Source organism: Pseudomonas sp. JBR1 (assembly GCF_028198185.1).
Taxonomy (GTDB): Bacteria; Pseudomonadota; Gammaproteobacteria; order Pseudomonadales; family Pseudomonadaceae; genus Chryseomonas; species Chryseomonas oryzihabitans_E.
On the sequence record NZ_CP116340.1, the window covers coordinates 470,104 to 484,931 of the forward strand.

13 protein-coding genes are annotated in these 14,828 nt (G+C 65.8%); 4 read left to right on the forward strand and 9 right to left on the reverse strand.

The features are described from left to right. Window positions 1–37 precede the first annotated feature (37 nt). Together hrpA and PJ259_RS02300 are read left to right on the forward strand one after the other, a co-directional pair. Complete coding sequence (gene hrpA / locus PJ259_RS02295; protein WP_271654567.1) at window positions 38–4,063, forward strand: ATP-dependent RNA helicase HrpA; 4,026 nt, start codon at window positions 38–40, stop codon at window positions 4,061–4,063. 57 nt (window positions 4,064–4,120) lie between these two features. Then, window positions 4,121–4,852, forward strand: coding sequence for a Mut7-C RNAse domain-containing protein (locus PJ259_RS02300; RefSeq protein WP_271654568.1), 732 nt, complete (start codon window positions 4,121–4,123; stop codon window positions 4,850–4,852). A 1-nt stretch (window position 4,853) separates the two neighbouring features. On the opposite strand, the gene PJ259_RS02305 is transcribed toward PJ259_RS02300, so the two are convergent. Continuing rightward, a complete protein-coding gene (locus PJ259_RS02305; RefSeq protein ID WP_271654569.1) occupies window positions 4,854–5,687 on the reverse strand; it encodes a DUF1206 domain-containing protein in 834 nt (277 codons plus the stop codon). 142 nt (window positions 5,688–5,829) lie between these two features. On the opposite strand from PJ259_RS02305, the gene PJ259_RS02310 reads away from it, so the two are divergent. Beyond that, window positions 5,830–6,303, forward strand: a complete 474-nt coding sequence (locus PJ259_RS02310) for a GreA/GreB family elongation factor (protein WP_271654570.1) — start codon at window positions 5,830–5,832, stop codon at window positions 6,301–6,303. Window positions 6,304–6,679: 376 nt separating this feature from the next. Here the strand turns inward: PJ259_RS02310 and PJ259_RS02315 are convergent, their stop codons facing one another. From PJ259_RS02315 to PJ259_RS02350, 8 genes are all read right to left on the reverse strand, one after another. Next, window positions 6,680–6,967 (reverse strand): hypothetical protein, encoded by a 288-nt coding sequence (locus PJ259_RS02315; protein ID WP_059314481.1) that lies wholly within the window; start codon window positions 6,965–6,967, stop codon window positions 6,680–6,682. Between the two features lie 13 nt (window positions 6,968–6,980). Then, entirely contained in the window at window positions 6,981–8,006 is a 1,026-nt protein-coding gene (locus PJ259_RS02320; protein ID WP_271654571.1) for a TerC family protein, read from the reverse strand. Window positions 8,007–8,149: 143 nt separating this feature from the next. Further along, entirely contained in the window at window positions 8,150–8,572 is a 423-nt protein-coding gene (locus PJ259_RS02325; RefSeq protein WP_271654572.1) for a DUF4440 domain-containing protein, read from the reverse strand. Window positions 8,573–8,735: 163 nt separating this feature from the next. Beyond that, the gene (locus PJ259_RS02330) at window positions 8,736–9,047 is read right to left on the reverse strand and encodes a DUF6482 family protein (protein ID WP_059314484.1); all 312 of its coding nucleotides are present in this window, start codon (window positions 9,045–9,047) and stop codon (window positions 8,736–8,738) included. Window positions 9,048–9,169: 122 nt separating this feature from the next. Then, complete coding sequence (locus PJ259_RS02335; protein ID WP_271654573.1) at window positions 9,170–10,222, reverse strand: lipocalin-like domain-containing protein; 1,053 nt, start codon at window positions 10,220–10,222, stop codon at window positions 9,170–9,172. Beyond that, on the reverse strand, window positions 10,212–12,671 hold the full coding sequence (locus PJ259_RS02340; RefSeq protein ID WP_271654574.1) for an FtsX-like permease family protein: 2,460 nt from the start codon (window positions 12,669–12,671) through the stop codon (window positions 10,212–10,214). Before PJ259_RS02340 ends, PJ259_RS02335 begins: the two co-directional genes overlap by 11 nt. After that, window positions 12,668–13,342 (reverse strand): ABC transporter ATP-binding protein, encoded by a 675-nt coding sequence (locus tag PJ259_RS02345; protein WP_271654575.1) that lies wholly within the window; start codon window positions 13,340–13,342, stop codon window positions 12,668–12,670. Before PJ259_RS02345 ends, PJ259_RS02340 begins: the two co-directional genes overlap by 4 nt. Before the next feature lie 63 nt (window positions 13,343–13,405). Beyond that, window positions 13,406–13,696: a hypothetical protein gene (locus tag PJ259_RS02350; RefSeq protein WP_271654576.1), complete on the reverse strand. Its 291-nt coding sequence runs from the start codon at window positions 13,694–13,696 to the stop codon at window positions 13,406–13,408. A gap of 256 nt (window positions 13,697–13,952) precedes the next feature. Between PJ259_RS02350 and PJ259_RS02355 the strand changes: the two genes are divergently transcribed. After that, the gene (locus tag PJ259_RS02355; RefSeq protein ID WP_059314494.1) at window positions 13,953–14,726 is read left to right on the forward strand and encodes an FKBP-type peptidyl-prolyl cis-trans isomerase; all 774 of its coding nucleotides are present in this window, start codon (window positions 13,953–13,955) and stop codon (window positions 14,724–14,726) included. Window positions 14,727–14,828 lie beyond the last annotated feature (102 nt).

A 14,828-nucleotide genomic window follows, 5' to 3' on the forward strand; every position in this document is an offset into this window, starting at 1 on the left:
ACTTACCGGTCCAAGCGACCGCCGTCGAAAGAGTTTCATGACCGATACCCCCTCCGTTGCCCGTCTTGCCGCCAATCTGGATCAGGCCTTCAACGCCGATCGCCATCGCCTGAGGCGCCAGCTCCAGGCCCTGCAGAAACAGCCCGATCCGACCCGCGAGGCCCAGTGGCTGGAGCGTTTCCAGGCCTCCTGCGCCAAGGTCGAGGCACGGCGTGCCAGCGTGCCGCGCATCCGCTACGACGACGCCCTGCCCATCGCCGCCAAGCGCGAGGAGATCAAGCGCGCCATCGAAGGCCATCAGGTGGTGGTGATCGCCGGTGAGACCGGCTCGGGCAAGACCACCCAGCTGCCGAAGATCTGTCTGGAGCTGGGCAGGGGCGTGCGCGGCCTGATCGGCCACACCCAGCCCCGCCGGCTGGCGGCGCGCAGCGTGGCCGCCCGGGTGGCCGAGGAAATTGGCTCGCCCCTGGGCGAACTGGTGGGCTATCAGGTGCGCTTCGAGGACCAGAGCACCGATGCCAGCCTGATCAAGCTGATGACCGACGGTATCCTGCTGGCCGAGACCCAGCACGACCGCTTTCTCGAACGTTACGACACGATCATCGTCGACGAGGCCCACGAGCGCAGTCTCAACATCGATTTCCTGCTGGGGTTTCTCAAGACCCTGCTGCCGCGCCGGCCCGATCTCAAGCTGATCATCACCTCGGCCACCATCGACCTGGAGCGCTTCTCCCAGCATTTCGACGGCGCGCCCATCGTCGAGGTGTCCGGACGTACCTATCCGGTGGATACCTGGTACCGTCCCCTCAGCGCCGAGGTGGACGAAGACGGCGAGCGGCTGGTGGACGATCTCTCGGTGGATCAGGGCATCCTTCAGGCGCTGGACGAGATCGAAGCCCACGAGCGCAGCGTCGGCCAGCGCCCGGGCGATGTCCTGGTGTTCCTGCCGGGTGAACGGGAGATCCGTGATTGCGCGGAGGTCTTGCGCAAGGCTCAGCTCCGATTCACCGAGGTCTTGCCGCTCTATGCGCGCCTGACGCCGGCCGAACAGCAGAAGATCTTTCAGCCACGCCCCGGGCGCAAGATCGTGTTGGCCACCAACGTTGCCGAGACCTCGCTGACCGTGCCGGGGATCCGCTACGTGATCGACAGCGGCACGGCGCGCATCAGCCGCTACAGCTACCGCGCCAAGGTCCAGCGGCTGCCGATCGAAGCTATCTCCCAGGCCAGCGCCAACCAGCGCAAGGGCCGCTGCGGCCGGGTCGAGCCCGGCATCTGCATTCGCCTCTACAGCGAGGAGGACTTCCTCGGTCGCCCGACCTTTACCGATCCGGAGATCCTGCGCACCAACCTGGCGGCGGTGATCCTGCAGATGCTGCACCTGCGTCTGGGGCGCATCGAGGACTTTCCCTTCATCGAGCCGCCGGATGGCAAGGCGATCAAGGACGGCTTCACCCTGTTGCAGGAGCTCTCGGCAGTGGATGCCGAGGGTCGACTGCTGCCCCTGGGTCGGCAACTGGCGCGCCTGCCCGTCGATCCACGCCTGGGCCGCATGCTGCTGGAGGCGACGGAGCAGGGCAGTCTCGCCGAGGTGCTGATCGTTACCAGCGCCCTGTCGGTGCAGGACCCGCGTGAGCGTCCGGCGGATCGCCAGACCCAGGCCGATCAGGCCCACGCCCAATGGAAGGACCCGGATTCGGACTTCGCCGCCCTGGTCAATCTCTGGCACGGGTTCGAAGAGCAGCGCCAGGCGCTGGGTTCCAATGCCCTGCGCAGCTGGTGCCGCAAGCACTTCCTCAATTATCTGCGGCTGCGCGAATGGCGCGATGCCCATCGCCAGCTGACTCTGCTGTGCCGCGAGCTGGGACTCAAGGCGCGCAAGACAGAGAACCCATCGCCGGCGTCCGCGGAGACCGTCGACAAGCCGGTGCTCACCACCGACAAGCGCGTCAACGCCAAGGCCCAGCAACAGGCGGAGGCCAGCGAGGCAGCGGTGCGCGCCCGCGGTTATGCGGCGCTGCACAAGGCCATTCTGGCCGGTCTGCTCAGCCAGATCGGCCAGAAGAGCGAGGACGGTGACTACCTCGGTGCCCGGCAGCGGCGCTTCTGGATCCATCCCAGCAGCGTCATCGGTCGCAAGAAGCCCACCTGGATCATGGCCGCCGAACTGGTGGAAACCACCAAGCTGTTCGCCCGCATGGTGGCCAAGATCGAACCGGACTGGATCGAGCCGGTGGCCGGCCATCTGGTCAAGAAGACCCACCTGGAACCCCATTGGGAGAAGAAGCGCGGTCAGGTAGTGGCCTTTGAGCAGGTTACCCTCTATGGCCTGATCGTGGTGGGTCGCCGTCCGGTGCACTTCGGCCCCATCGATCCGCCTGCTGCCCGCGAGCTGTTCATCCGTGAGGGCCTGGTGCGTGGCGAGATCAATAGCCGCGCCAAGTGCCTGGCCGCCAACCGAGCACTGCTGGAGCGGCTGGACGAACTGGAAGCCAAGGCACGGCGCCGCGACATCCTCGCCGACGAGGAGACGCTGTTCGACTACTATGCCGCGCGGTTGCCGGCGGACGTCTACCAGACCGCCACCTTCGACAGCTGGTACCGCCGCGAGAGCGCCAAGCAGCCCGACCTGCTGCTGATGCGCGAAGAGGACGTCCTTGCCCGCGAAGCCAGTGAGGTCACCGCGACCCAGTACCCGGACACTCTGCGCCTGGGCGAACTGATCCTGCCGCTGTCCTACGAATTCGATCCGACCCATCCGCGCGACGGCGTCACCCTGCGGGTGCCCGCGCCGCTGCTGCCGCAGCTACCGCCCCAGCGCCTCGACTGGCTCGTGCCCGGCCTGTTGTACGACCGCTGCGTGGCGCTGGTGCGCAACCTGCCCAAGGCGTTGCGCAAGAACTTCGTGCCGGTGCCGGATTTCGTCCGCGCCGCCCTGGACAAGATCCCCTTCGGTGAGGGGTCGCTGCACGAAGCCCTGGGGCGTGAGCTGCAGCGCATGACCGGCGCGCGCATTCCCGACGAAGCCTGGCCGGAAGCCGAAGCCGGCCTGGACCCTCATCTGCGCATGAATCTCGAAGTCGTCGATGCCCAGGGCAAGCCCCTGGGCGAAGGTCGCGATCTGGCCGAGGTGACGGCGCGCTTCGCCCAGGAAAGCCAGGCGGCACTGGCGCTACCGACACAGAAGCGTCAGGAGCAGCGCCCGGTGGAGGCCAAGGCCTTCGCCGAGGTGGCGGCCAAGACCCAGCAGCAGGTGGCAGGGCTGTCGATGACGGTCTATCCGGCACTGGTGGACGAGCAGGGCACCGTACGCGAAGGCCGCTTTGCCACCCAGGCCGAGGCCAGCTACCAGCACCGGCGGGCGCTGCAGCGACTGCTGCTGCAGCAACTGACCGAGCAGGCCAAGTTCCTGCGCGGCAAGTTGCCCGGCCTCACCGAGCTGGGCCTGCTGCACCGTGAACTGGGACGTCCGGAAGCCCTGGTGGAAGACATCCTGCTGGCCAGCCTGGATGCCGCCATCCTCGCCGACGAGGCCCAGCTGCCACGGGATGGTGCCGGGCTGGCCTCCCTTGCCGAGAGACGCAAGGCGGGCTTGACCGAACAGGCCGAACGCATCGCGCGCCTGACCCTGGAGATCCTCAAGCTCTGGCATGGCCTGCAGAAGAAATTCAAAGGTCGCATCGACCTGGCCCAGGCGGTGGCCCTGAACGACATCAAGGCGCAATTGGCCAGCCTGGTCTATCCCGGCTTCGTCCGGGACACGCCGCTGGAATGGCTCAAGGAATACCCGCGCTACCTCAAGGCCATCGAGCAGCGCTTCGACAAGCTCGGCAGCCAGGTACAGCGTGATCGTGTCTGGAGCGGCGAACTGGCTGGGCTCTGGGAGCAGTACCGCGCCCGCGCCGCCAAGCATGGCCAGGAGGGCAAGCGCGATGCCAACCTGGAACTCTATCGCTGGATGCTGGAAGAGTATCGGGTATCGCTCTGGGCCCAGCAGCTGGGGACCCGGATGCCGGTGTCGGACAAGCGCCTGAACAAGCAGTGGAGCCAGGTGGAAGCCTAGCGGGTCATCCATCGGAAGGGACGCGTGCAAGGGCCTGGGGCTGGCATAGTCGAGGCCATGACCCAGGCCTGTTTTCGCTTCCATGGCGCCCTCGAACGCTTCCTGGCCCCGGCCCATCGTGGTCGGGCGGTTTGGGTCGAGTGCGCCTCGGTGGCGAGCGCCAAACATCAGATCGAAGCGCTCGGCATACCCCATACCGAAGTGGGACTGTTGCTGATCAATGGCCAGGCCGCCACCCTGACACAGCGTCTGCGAGAGGGCGATCAAGTGGTCGTCCATCCCGCCATGGCGATCGCGAGGGATGAAAAGCGGCCTGGCGATCTACCAATTGCGCCTCCGCGCTTTGTCGCTGACGCCCACCTGGGTGCCCTGGCGCGGCGGCTGCGCATGGCCGGTTTCGATACCCTATACGACAATGCCTACGCCGACCCGGCGCTGGCCGAGTTGGCCAACCGTGAGGCACGTTTTCTGCTCACCCGGGATCGCGAGTTGCTCAAGCGGCGCCAAGTGGTGCAGGGCTGCTATATCCATGCACTGCGGCCTGAAGCCCAACTGGGTGAGCTGTTCGAGCGACTGGCCTTGCGCCACTGGGTTGCGCCCTTTACCCGTTGCCTGACCTGCAATGCGGAGTTGCAGCCTGTCGCTCTCGAGCAAGTCAGCGAGCGCATCCCTATACGGGTTCGCGACCGTCACCAGGCCTTTCTCCACTGCCCAGCGTGCGACAAGCTGTTCTGGGAGGGCAGCCACTGGCGCGCCATGCGCGAGCGGCTGGCCCTGCTGGGGGCCTGAGCTAGCGCGGCAATACCTGGCGTAGCGAACCACCCACATCCGGCAGATCCATCTCGATACGCCGCCACCAGGCTTCAGCAAAGCTGTAGAGGGCGAAGGCGATCAGGCCGAGGCCGACCACCAACAGGATCAGCGCACCGAAGGGCAGGTTCTGCAGACCGTTCAGCGCATCCTTCATGCCTGGCGGGTGCAGCGCCTGGTAGCGCGAACCGCTGACCACCAGCAGGACCGCGATCTCGACGAAGGCCACCCCGCGGGCGATCAGGCCGAAGCGACCGATAGGGCGGATCAGCCGCAGTTGTTCGGGACTGGCCTCAAGGTAGCGCTCGAAGCTGGCCTTCCAGCCCTTCACGAAGTGCGCGACCCCTACACCCAGGGGAATCAGCGCAGCGACGTACACCAGCAGGTTGGAATAGGGCCAGCTGAGCAGCATCTGTAGAAAGTCATTGGTGTCGCCACCCGAGCCGCCACCCTGGCGCAGACCGCTGATCAGCAGGCCCAGGGCGAAGAAGGCGAGGGCGCCATAGGTGATGCCGCCCACCAGCAGGCCGGCGCGAATCACCAGGCCCTTGGGCTTGCTGCCATGGCGATCGACGTCGCGCAGTGCCTGGAGGATGCGCCAGGCCGCGAAGGCGACCAGGCCGACCACCACCAGCCCGACCAGGAAATGGCCGAAGGGCTGGGCGAGCAGGGCTTCCAGGCTGTCATGGCTGTCCGCCGGCTGGCCGGAACCGCGCGCCGCCAGCAGGGCGAGCACGCCGATGATGAGATAGACGAGGCCACGAGCGGCGTAGCCGCCGCGAGCCAGCAAGGTAAGTCCGGTACGAGTGTGCATCTGTTATGCCCTGTTACATTCTGCCTTGTACTGACCGGTGGCCCGCGTACGGGTTCTAATGGCCGGACGGACGTTCTCCGAGGGCTGGCAGCGGGCGGGTTTTGGCCTTAGGCTCGCACCCTTTGCCCCCGGCGACCGGTTCATGGACAAAGCGCGACTGCTTCCCCTCATTCTTCAGGCCCTGGAAGGCGACCGTGATGTCATCAGCCAGCAGCTGACAGCCAGCCACGAAGCGGCTACCCATAGCGAAAGCAAGGCCGAGAACAAGTACGACACCCGCGGCCTGGAAGCGGCCTATCTGGCCGACGGCCAGCGCCGGCGTCTGCACGAGATCGAGCTGGCCCTGGCCGCCTACCGGACGCTGACGCCTGTACCCATGAGCGATGGCATCCGGGTCGGCGCCCTGGTCGAGTTGACCACCGCGACGTCCAGCCGCTGGCTGTTCCTCGGCCCGGACGCGGCAGGGCTCAAGGTCAGGCTCGATGGCCAGGACGTGCTGGTGATCTCGCCACGCGCGCCCCTGGGGCAGGCGCTGCTGGGTCGCGAGGAGGGGGATGAGGTAGCGGTGACGGTGGAAGGAAAGGTGCACCGGCAGGAGATCGTGGCGGTGTACTGAGCGTCAGGCTGCTCCCAAGGACTGCGGTAGGTTGGGTTGAGCGTTAGCGAAGCCCAACAGGGCCTAGCTTCGGTGCGGGTCCTGTTGGGCTTCGACGATGGAGCCATCTCAGCCCAACCTACGAGCATCGCCGCCAAAGGACCGTAGGTTGGGCTGAGCGTTAGCGAAGCCCAACAGGGCCTAGCTTCGGTGCGGGTCTTGTGGGCTTCGACGATGGAGCCGTCTCAGCCCAACCTACGAGCATCGCCGCCGGATGAGTCACCGTAGGTTGGGTTGAGCACAGCGAAGCCCAACAGGCTTGGCTTGATTCTAGGACTGTTGGGCTTCGACGATGGAGCCGTCTCAACCCAACCTACGCTCCTCTGCGACCAAGGACTCAGGCTTCGACGCCCTCCACCGATCGGGTAGCCCGGGGCGGGGTTGCCTCTTCCTTTTCCTGCTTGGGCCGGTGCTGATCCAGCCAGGCGCGACCCTGGTTCTGGGCCTCGTCGACCTTCTTGTCGAGCTCGTCGAGGGTCCCGCCCAGGGTTTCCCGCACCTGTTCACGAGCGGCTTCTTCCACCTTGGTGGCGAAGCTGTCCGCCGCCTTCTCGGCGCTGTCACAGCCGCCGAGGCCCAGCAGCAGGAGAATGCCGGCGAGGCCGAGCGTGGCTTTGAAGCTCATGGTCGTCTCCCGTTCACGAAGGCTTGTTCAAGGAGTCACGGGTTTCGTGACCGGTCGACGCAGGCTTCGCCTCGCCGCGCGTCTTGTACAGCGAGACGAGTACGCCACCAGCCAGCAGGCCCAGGGTCACGCTCAGGGAGATCGCCGGCGGGATCTTGCCGATGATGCCCACCAGGAAGATCTTGCAGCCGATGAACACCAGCACCAGCGCCAGGGCGTACTTCAGGTAGGCGAAGCGGTGGATCATCGCCGCCAGGGCGAAGTACAGGGCGCGCAGGCCGAGGATGGCGAAGACGTTGGAGGTGTAGACGATGAAGGGATCCTGGGTGATGGCGAAGATCGCCGGCACACTGTCCACCGCGAACACCAGGTCGGCGCATTCGATCACGATCAGCGCGAGGAACATCGGCGTTACCCAGAGCACCGTCTTGCCGCTGGCGTCGGGCTGGCGCACGAAGAAGTGCTCGCCGTGCAGCTCATCGGTCACCCGCAGCTTCTTGCGCAGGAATTTGATGAAGACGTTGTGGTCGAGCTTGGGTTCTTCGTCCACCTTGGCGAACAGCATCTTGACCCCGGTGATCACCAGGAAGGCGCCGAAGACATAGAGGATCCAGTCGAACTGGTGGAGCAGGGCGGCGCCCAGGGCGATCATGATGGCGCGCAGTACGATCACCCCGAGGATGCCCCAGAACAACACCCGGTGCTGGTACTTACGCGGGATGGCGAAGAAGCCGAAGATCACTGCCATCAGGAAGACGTTGTCCATGGACAGCGACTTCTCGATCAGGAAACCGGTGACGTAGTCGAGGCTGGCATCGGCGCCCTTGAGCTGCCAGACGAAGAGGGCGAACAGCAGGCCTGCGGTGATGTAGCCGGCGGACAGCAGCAGGCTCTCCTTGACCTCGATGGGCTTGTTCTCCTTGTGGAGGACACCCAGGTCGAAGGCGAGCAGAGCGATGACGACGGCGAAGAAGGTGAGCCACATCCAGGTGGCGGTGCCGAGGAAGTCGGCGAAGAAAAATTCATGCAGGGCGTTCATGAGCCCCTCCTTAGTCAAGTTTCAAGACTATGACTCGACATGGCGGCACACGCCGTCAGAGGGGCCCGGGTCACCCAGACAGGATTTCGAACTCGGGTACGTTCGGCAAGGGTGGCAGTTTTACAAAATGCAACCGCTCTAGGTCAGGCCTCCCGGGAAGAGTGATGGCCGGTGATCAGCCAGCGGCCTTCGATCTGCTCGAAGGTGAAAAGGAAGCGCGCAGGCACACTGATCACCTGCTCGCCTTCACGGTAGTGAAAGACGTAGAGACCGCCGACGACCACGGTGCTGAGCTTGCTGCTGACCCTTTTCTTACAGATCTGCACGTCGCAGACCAGTCCTTCGTTGGCGAGGAAGTTGCGGAAGTACTCCCGCCGGCTGTCCTCGCAGTCCCGCACCTCGTTGGATAGCGTGGGGACCAGGATGGCGTCCGGCGCATAGAGGGCAAGAATGGCTTCCACATCACGGGTGGCGACGGTTGCGGCCCAGGTGTGCAGGGCCGCCTTGGCCCCGGCGAGGCTGGCGATCTCCTCGTTGGAGCGGGCAGGGGAAATGGCTACGGACACAGGGTAATCCTCCGGCGAGCATGGAATTGTTATAATATAACAATCCGCTTCGGACGAGCACGTTGTTGCAGCAGATTGCCTAAAGGCGATGTCGGCAGGAGGCGTTCAGGTCATGGAGGAGGGACGTCGCCGTCGGACGCCGGCGACGGAGGTGTCTGGCGTCTCAGCGATTTTCCACTTTCGAGCGCAGCGGAATTTCCTCACGGGAGTCCGTCTGGGTGACGTCCTGGCCGACCATCTCTTCGTAGACCGCTGGCTGGGCGATGAACAGCCGCACGTCCTTGACGTCATCGAGAATACGGCGGGCTTCTTCCACCGAGGCCACGTGCAGGGTGGCACCCTTGTCATCCGCCACCGGCATCGAGGTACCTTCCACCAGCGCGTGGATGACGTAGGAGCCACCCTCCATGGACACCAGATTGACTTCCTTGACCGCACCGGCCTTGATCTGCTGATTCAGCTCTTTGACATTCATCGAGACACCTCGGTTATCACGCTAACAAGCCCCGCGCACGGCAGGGAAGATAGGGATTCGAGGCGGGAGCGGGGGTGGGAGTTCCGATGCGGCTGCTGCCATCGCGCGTTCTATTCAAGGCACTAGTAGCCCGTCATCTCCAGATAGCCCATCCCCTTGGCGCTGCCCTCGACGCTGACCGGGCCTTCCCAGTAGGGCGTGCCCAGGGCCATCCAGGCGTCGGGATTGACGGCAACGATGCGCAGGTCGATGTTCTGCCCGGGAAGGACGATGGACCAGCGTACCGGAACCTCGCGTCCGGCAACCGAGTGGGTAGCCTGGGGTGTGAGGCGGATGTCGCCTGGCTGCAGGGGCTGGTTGTGGCCGTTGGCGGCGATCAGGTTGCCGAACAGGTAATGCTGGCCATCAGCCTGGCGTAAGCGATAGAGCATCAGCTGGCGACCGTCGTCCAGGTGCAGGGAAAACCAGTCCCAGCCGAGCTGGTCCGCGGCCAGGTGCTGGCTGCTCCATTCGCGATCGAGCCAGGCCTGGCCCTTGACCGGTATGCGTCGCCCCTCGATCTCCAGTTCGCCCTGCGCCTGGAAGAAGGGCTGGCTGTAGTAATAGGACGCCTGGCCGCTGGCGGATTTGCGACTCACGCCGCCTTCGCCCTGGAGCACCAGCGGGCCGGTCGCCGCGAGATCTAGTCGGTAGGCAAAGCCCGGACCTTGGGCCTGGACCCGCGCCTGTCCGGCCAGGTCCCCTGTCAGGCTCCAGTTATCGATCCAGGCAGAGAAAGGCGCGGCGGTGACACCGGCCTGGCCGATGCCACCACGCCCCTGGGTCTGGACAGAGAACTGCCGCGTCTCGGTGGTGAGACCGGCGTGGCCCAGCCAGAGGTTGCCATTGCGCCAGCCGGGTTGATTGGCACCGGGCCTCAAGGCGCTGCGAAACAGCGTCCACTGGGCGCCATAGTGACGTCCTTCGGCGTCGCTGAGGTTGGCCGTGACGTACCACCATTCGATGCGGAAATCCGGATGAGCACCATGATCGGCCGGAAAGCTGAAGACCTTGCCGGGCACCACGGCTGCGAAGTTTTCGCTGCCCTGACCAAGACCAGCGAAGCCGTTGGTGGCCTGCTTGTCATCGCAGCCGGTGAGCAGCAGGAGCGCGACCAGCAGGATCCTAGCGTTCATTACCGAGCTCTCGCAGCAGATCCAGGGGTTGACTGCGCTGCAGGCGCAACAGCGGCCAGGCAGCGGCCAGCAGCGTAGCCACCAGGGCGATCGCGGACAGCGCCAGCAGCTGCCCGGGAAAGACCTGCAGCGGCAGGCGCCAGCCAAAGGCCTGGACGTTCACCACGGCGACCAGGCACCAGGCGAGCAGGATGCCCAGGGGGATGGCGAGGGCCAGGGTAAGCAGCGCAAGGCCCAGCAATTGCCCCAGACTGAGCAAGATCAGCCGCGGACGCTCGATGCCCAGCGCCCAGAGCGGCGCGAGTTGGCCGAGGCGCCTTTGCGCCTGGCCGAGCAGGGCGATGAACAGGGCCAGACCGGCCACTGCCAGGGTCAGGGCATTGAGCGCGGCGGTGGCGCTGAAGGTGCGTTCGAAGACCTGATCGGCATAACGGCGCAGCTGGCCCTGGTCGATGGAGCGACTGGCGTCCAGGCCGAAGCGCTGCTGCAGACCTGCTCGCAAGGCCTCCACCTGGTTGGGTGCCATGCGAATGACGATGCGGACCAGGGCGGCGTCTGGCCATAGCGCCCGTAGACGCGCCTGGGACAGCAGCAGATGTCCGCGGGGATTGCCGTAGTCGGCGTAGGTGGCGAGTACGGGGGCGGACCAGCGTCCCTGGCTGCCCAGCAGTTCGACAGGCTGTCCCTTGGCCAGCTGAAGGTGCCGGGCCAGTTGTTCGCTGAGCATCACCCCCTCGCCCGCGAAGAAGGGCGTCCAGGCGCCGCCACCGGCATCGAGCAGTGGCCAGTGCTCGCGATAGAGGTCAGCATCCACTACACCGCTTAGGGTAGTCGGCAGGCCCTGCAGTCTGGTCTCCAGCTCGTACACCGGCAGCACGGCGCGCACGCTGGGCTGGCGGGGCAGCCAGTCGAGCAGGACGGTTGCCTCCTTGGCGTCCGCTGGGCGCAGATAGAGTTCGGCGGCCAGGCGCTGATCGAGCCAGCCGTCAAAGGTACGACGAAAGCCCTCGGTCATGCTGCCGGCGCCGACGTTTGCCGCCAGGGCCAGGAGCAGCGCCATCAAGGCCTGGGACAGCCCCGGGAGCTGTTGCCGGGCATCGGCCAGGAACCACCGTGCCAGTGGTCGACGGGCCCGTTTGAGCGACAGGTCCAGCAAGGCGCTCAGCAGGGGTGGCAACGCCAGGGCAGCCGCCAGCAGGAGGCAGCCGAGCAAGGCGAGGCCACTGGCCAGGCTGTTGCCTCCCAGCAGAAGACCCAGCGCCACCAGCCCTACCAGCACAGCGGCCAAAGCCTGGCGTCGGAGCCAGCGGCCGTGGGCCGCGCGCCAGGCTTCGCCTTGGGCGAGAGCCAGCAAGGGCAGGCGTGCCGCACGCCAGAGACCATCGGCGCCCGCCAGCAGGGCACCGCCCAGGCTGAGGCCGAGGCCCGCCAGCCACCAGGCCGGGCTCAGGGTCAGGGTGCCGGCGACTTCGGCGCCATAGAGCCCGCGCAGGCTGGCCGCTACGTCCGGCAGCAGCAGCGCGGCCAGGGCGTAGCCGCTGGCCACGCCCAGGGCGCCCGCCACCAGGGCGATGAGCGCAAGTTCCAGGGCCAGTGCCAGGACCAAGGTCGAGGCCGACAGCCCGCAGGCCCGCAGCGTGCGCAGCAGCGAGCGCCGTTGTTCCAGGGCCAGGCCAGTCGCCGCGTGGACGATGAACAAGCCTACGGCAAAGGCCAGCAGGCCAAGCGCCAGCAGGTTGAGGTGGAAGCTGTCGGTCAACCGATCCAGTTCGGCGCCCTGGTCGTTTTCCACCCGCTGCAGTGGCTCGCCGTCGAGCCTGGGCAGGTCGCGTTGGAAGGCCTTTGGCAGGATCAGCCGGGAGAGCTGCTCGGGAGCCTCCAGCAGGCGTTGCGCCTGACCGATATCTACTACCAGGGTGCCAGGTGCCAGCCCGGGGCGGGGCTGCAGGGGCGGCAGGGCCAGACCGTCCGCCCGGTGCAGCACCTCTTTGGCCTGGAGGTGCCATTCACGCAAGGTTTCCGGTGCGATCCAGGTGGCACCCGCCGGACTGAGAAAGTCGAAGAGCGCCTCGGGCGGGGCACTGGCTGCGACGCCCTGGTCGCTGGGTAGGGTGACAGGTTCTATGCCCAGCAGCGGTACCGGGCGTTCGTGTCCGGCCAGCGCCAGGCGACCCTGCAACACGGGAGATACCGGCCAGCCCTGGCGACGCAGCTCGACGAACAGCGATTGGGGAAAGCGCTTGCCGTCGCGGGTCTCCAGGCTGGACTGGTCGGCGCCGAACAGAGCGCTGGCCTGGGCATAGCTCTGCCGGGCCTGGGCGTTGAGTGCCAGCACCCCGATCAATAGGGTGGTCGCGAGCCAGAGTCCTGCAAGCAGTCCGACGAGCTGCAGGGGATGCCGCCGCCAGTGGCTGACCAGGCTGTGCAGACTCCAATAGAGCAGCCTCATGCTGGGGGCACGGTGACGCCGCCGAGGCGACCCCGTTCCAAGTGCAGGGTGCGATCAAGATGACCGACGATGCGCGCGCTGTGGGTGACCATCAGCAGGCTGCTGCCGGTTTCGCCCACCAGCTCCAGCATCAGCGCCAGGGCCTGGTCGCCGCTCGCCTCGTCCAGGTTGCCGGTGGGTTCATCGGCCAGCAGCAGCGGCGGGCGCGAGGCCAGGGCGCGCCCCAGGGCCACGCGTTGCTGCTGTCCACCGGACAGCTGCTCGGGGTAGCGATCCAGCAGGTCGGCCAGACCCAGGCGCTCGGCCAGCTCGGCCTGCCAATGGGCATCATGGCGACCGGCCAGCCTTGCCTGGAAGGCGAGGTTATCGGCCACCGTCAGGCTGGCGATGAGGTTGAATTGTTGGAAGATCAGGCCGATGCCCTCGCGGCGCCAGGCGGCCAGGGCTCTTTCGTTGAGGCTGGAAAGCACCTGGCCATTAGCCTCGATACGACCGCGGTCAGAACGGTCCAGGCCGGCGACCAGGTGCAGCAGGGTGCTCTTGCCACTGCCGGATTCGCCCATCAGCGCCAGGCTGGCACCCCGGGCCAGGCTGAGATCCACGCCACGTAGCACCGGCAATGGGCCCTGGGGGGTTGGATAACTCTTGTGCAGATCGGTGATGGTCAGCATCGCGCCTCCAGCGCCGGTCGTGGTCTGCAATCGACCGGACGTGGGCGGCGACGTTCAGCGTGGCTAGTGACGTTTGGTTTTGACCTTGCCGGCTTTTTCGTCTTCCTCGCGTTGCAGGCGCTCGCACTTGCGCACCATGGTGAGGTAGTACACGGCGCTACCGGCGAACAGAATGATGGGCAGGGCCATGGACATCTCCAGCAGGCTGCCCGGGAAGGCGCCGGGTACCCAGTGGTGATAGAGCAGGATACCGATCGCCAGCAGCACCGAGTACAGCAGGCCGTAGCCCGCGGCCTTGCGCGATTCGCGAGCGAGGTCGAGAGGCGGACGGTTCAGATCGTTGGGCTCGAACATGGAGGTCTCTGGCAGGCACGGAAGAAGGCGCTAGTTTAACGCCTGGACTCGTGCCGGTCGCCACTGCTCGGGCGCCTCGGACAAGACGTCGCAGGGGCTGCCTGCCGCTTGTTCACGCGATGTTCAGGCAGACCTAAGCTTGAAATCTTATCCTTTGCAGCCATTTAGAGGCCTGGCGATGGCAAGCGAGCAGGTCTCCTTGTAAGCTCGATCAGGTTTTTGAAACGCGCACGATGCGCACGGATAAGGAATCAACATGAAACAGTATCGGTTGGCAGCAGCAGTGGCCCTGGTGGGTCTGGTTCTGAGCGGCTGCGACTCCAAGCCCAAGGTCGAGCTGGAAAGCCCGGCTCAGAAGGCGTCCTACGGCATTGGTCTGAACATGGGCAAGAGCCTGGCTCAGGAAGGTATCGATGACCTGGATCCCAAGGCCGTTGCTCTGGGTATCGAAGACGCGGTAGGCAAGAAGGATCAGAAGCTGACCGATCAACAGCTCACCGAGGCCTTCGCCGCGCTGCAGAAGCGTGCCGAAGAGAAGATGACCAAGGTCAGCGAAGACAACGCCAAGGCCGGCAAGAAATTCCTCGAGGAAAACGGCAAGAAGCCTGGCGTGGTCACCACCGCCTCCGGCCTGCAGTACGAAGTGGTCAAGAAGGGCGATGGCCCGCAGCCCAAGCCCACCGACGTGGTCACCGTGCACTACGAGGGCAAGCTGGTCGACGGCACCGTGTTCGACAGCTCCATCAAGCGGGGCACCCCGATCGACCTGCCGGTCAACGGCGTGATCCCGGGCTGGGTCGAGGCGCTGCAACTGATGCACGTTGGCGAGAAGGTCAAGCTGTACATTCCTTCCGAGCTGGCTTACGGCGCCCAGAGCCCGAGCCCGGCGATTCCGGCCAACTCCGTGCTGGTATTCGACCTGGAACTGCTGGGCATCAAGGACGCCGCCGCCGCGGACGCCGAAGACGCTCCGGCCGCTCCTGCTGCCGATGCTCCGGCTGCTGCCGAAAAGGCTCCGGCCAAGAAGTAAGCTGCTGCCGCTCCGCCAAACGCCCTGCTTGCAGGGCGTTTTACATTGGGCGCAGGGAAACCCTGAGGCGGCGGCGCGATCAAAGTTGAGGTGCGAAGCCTT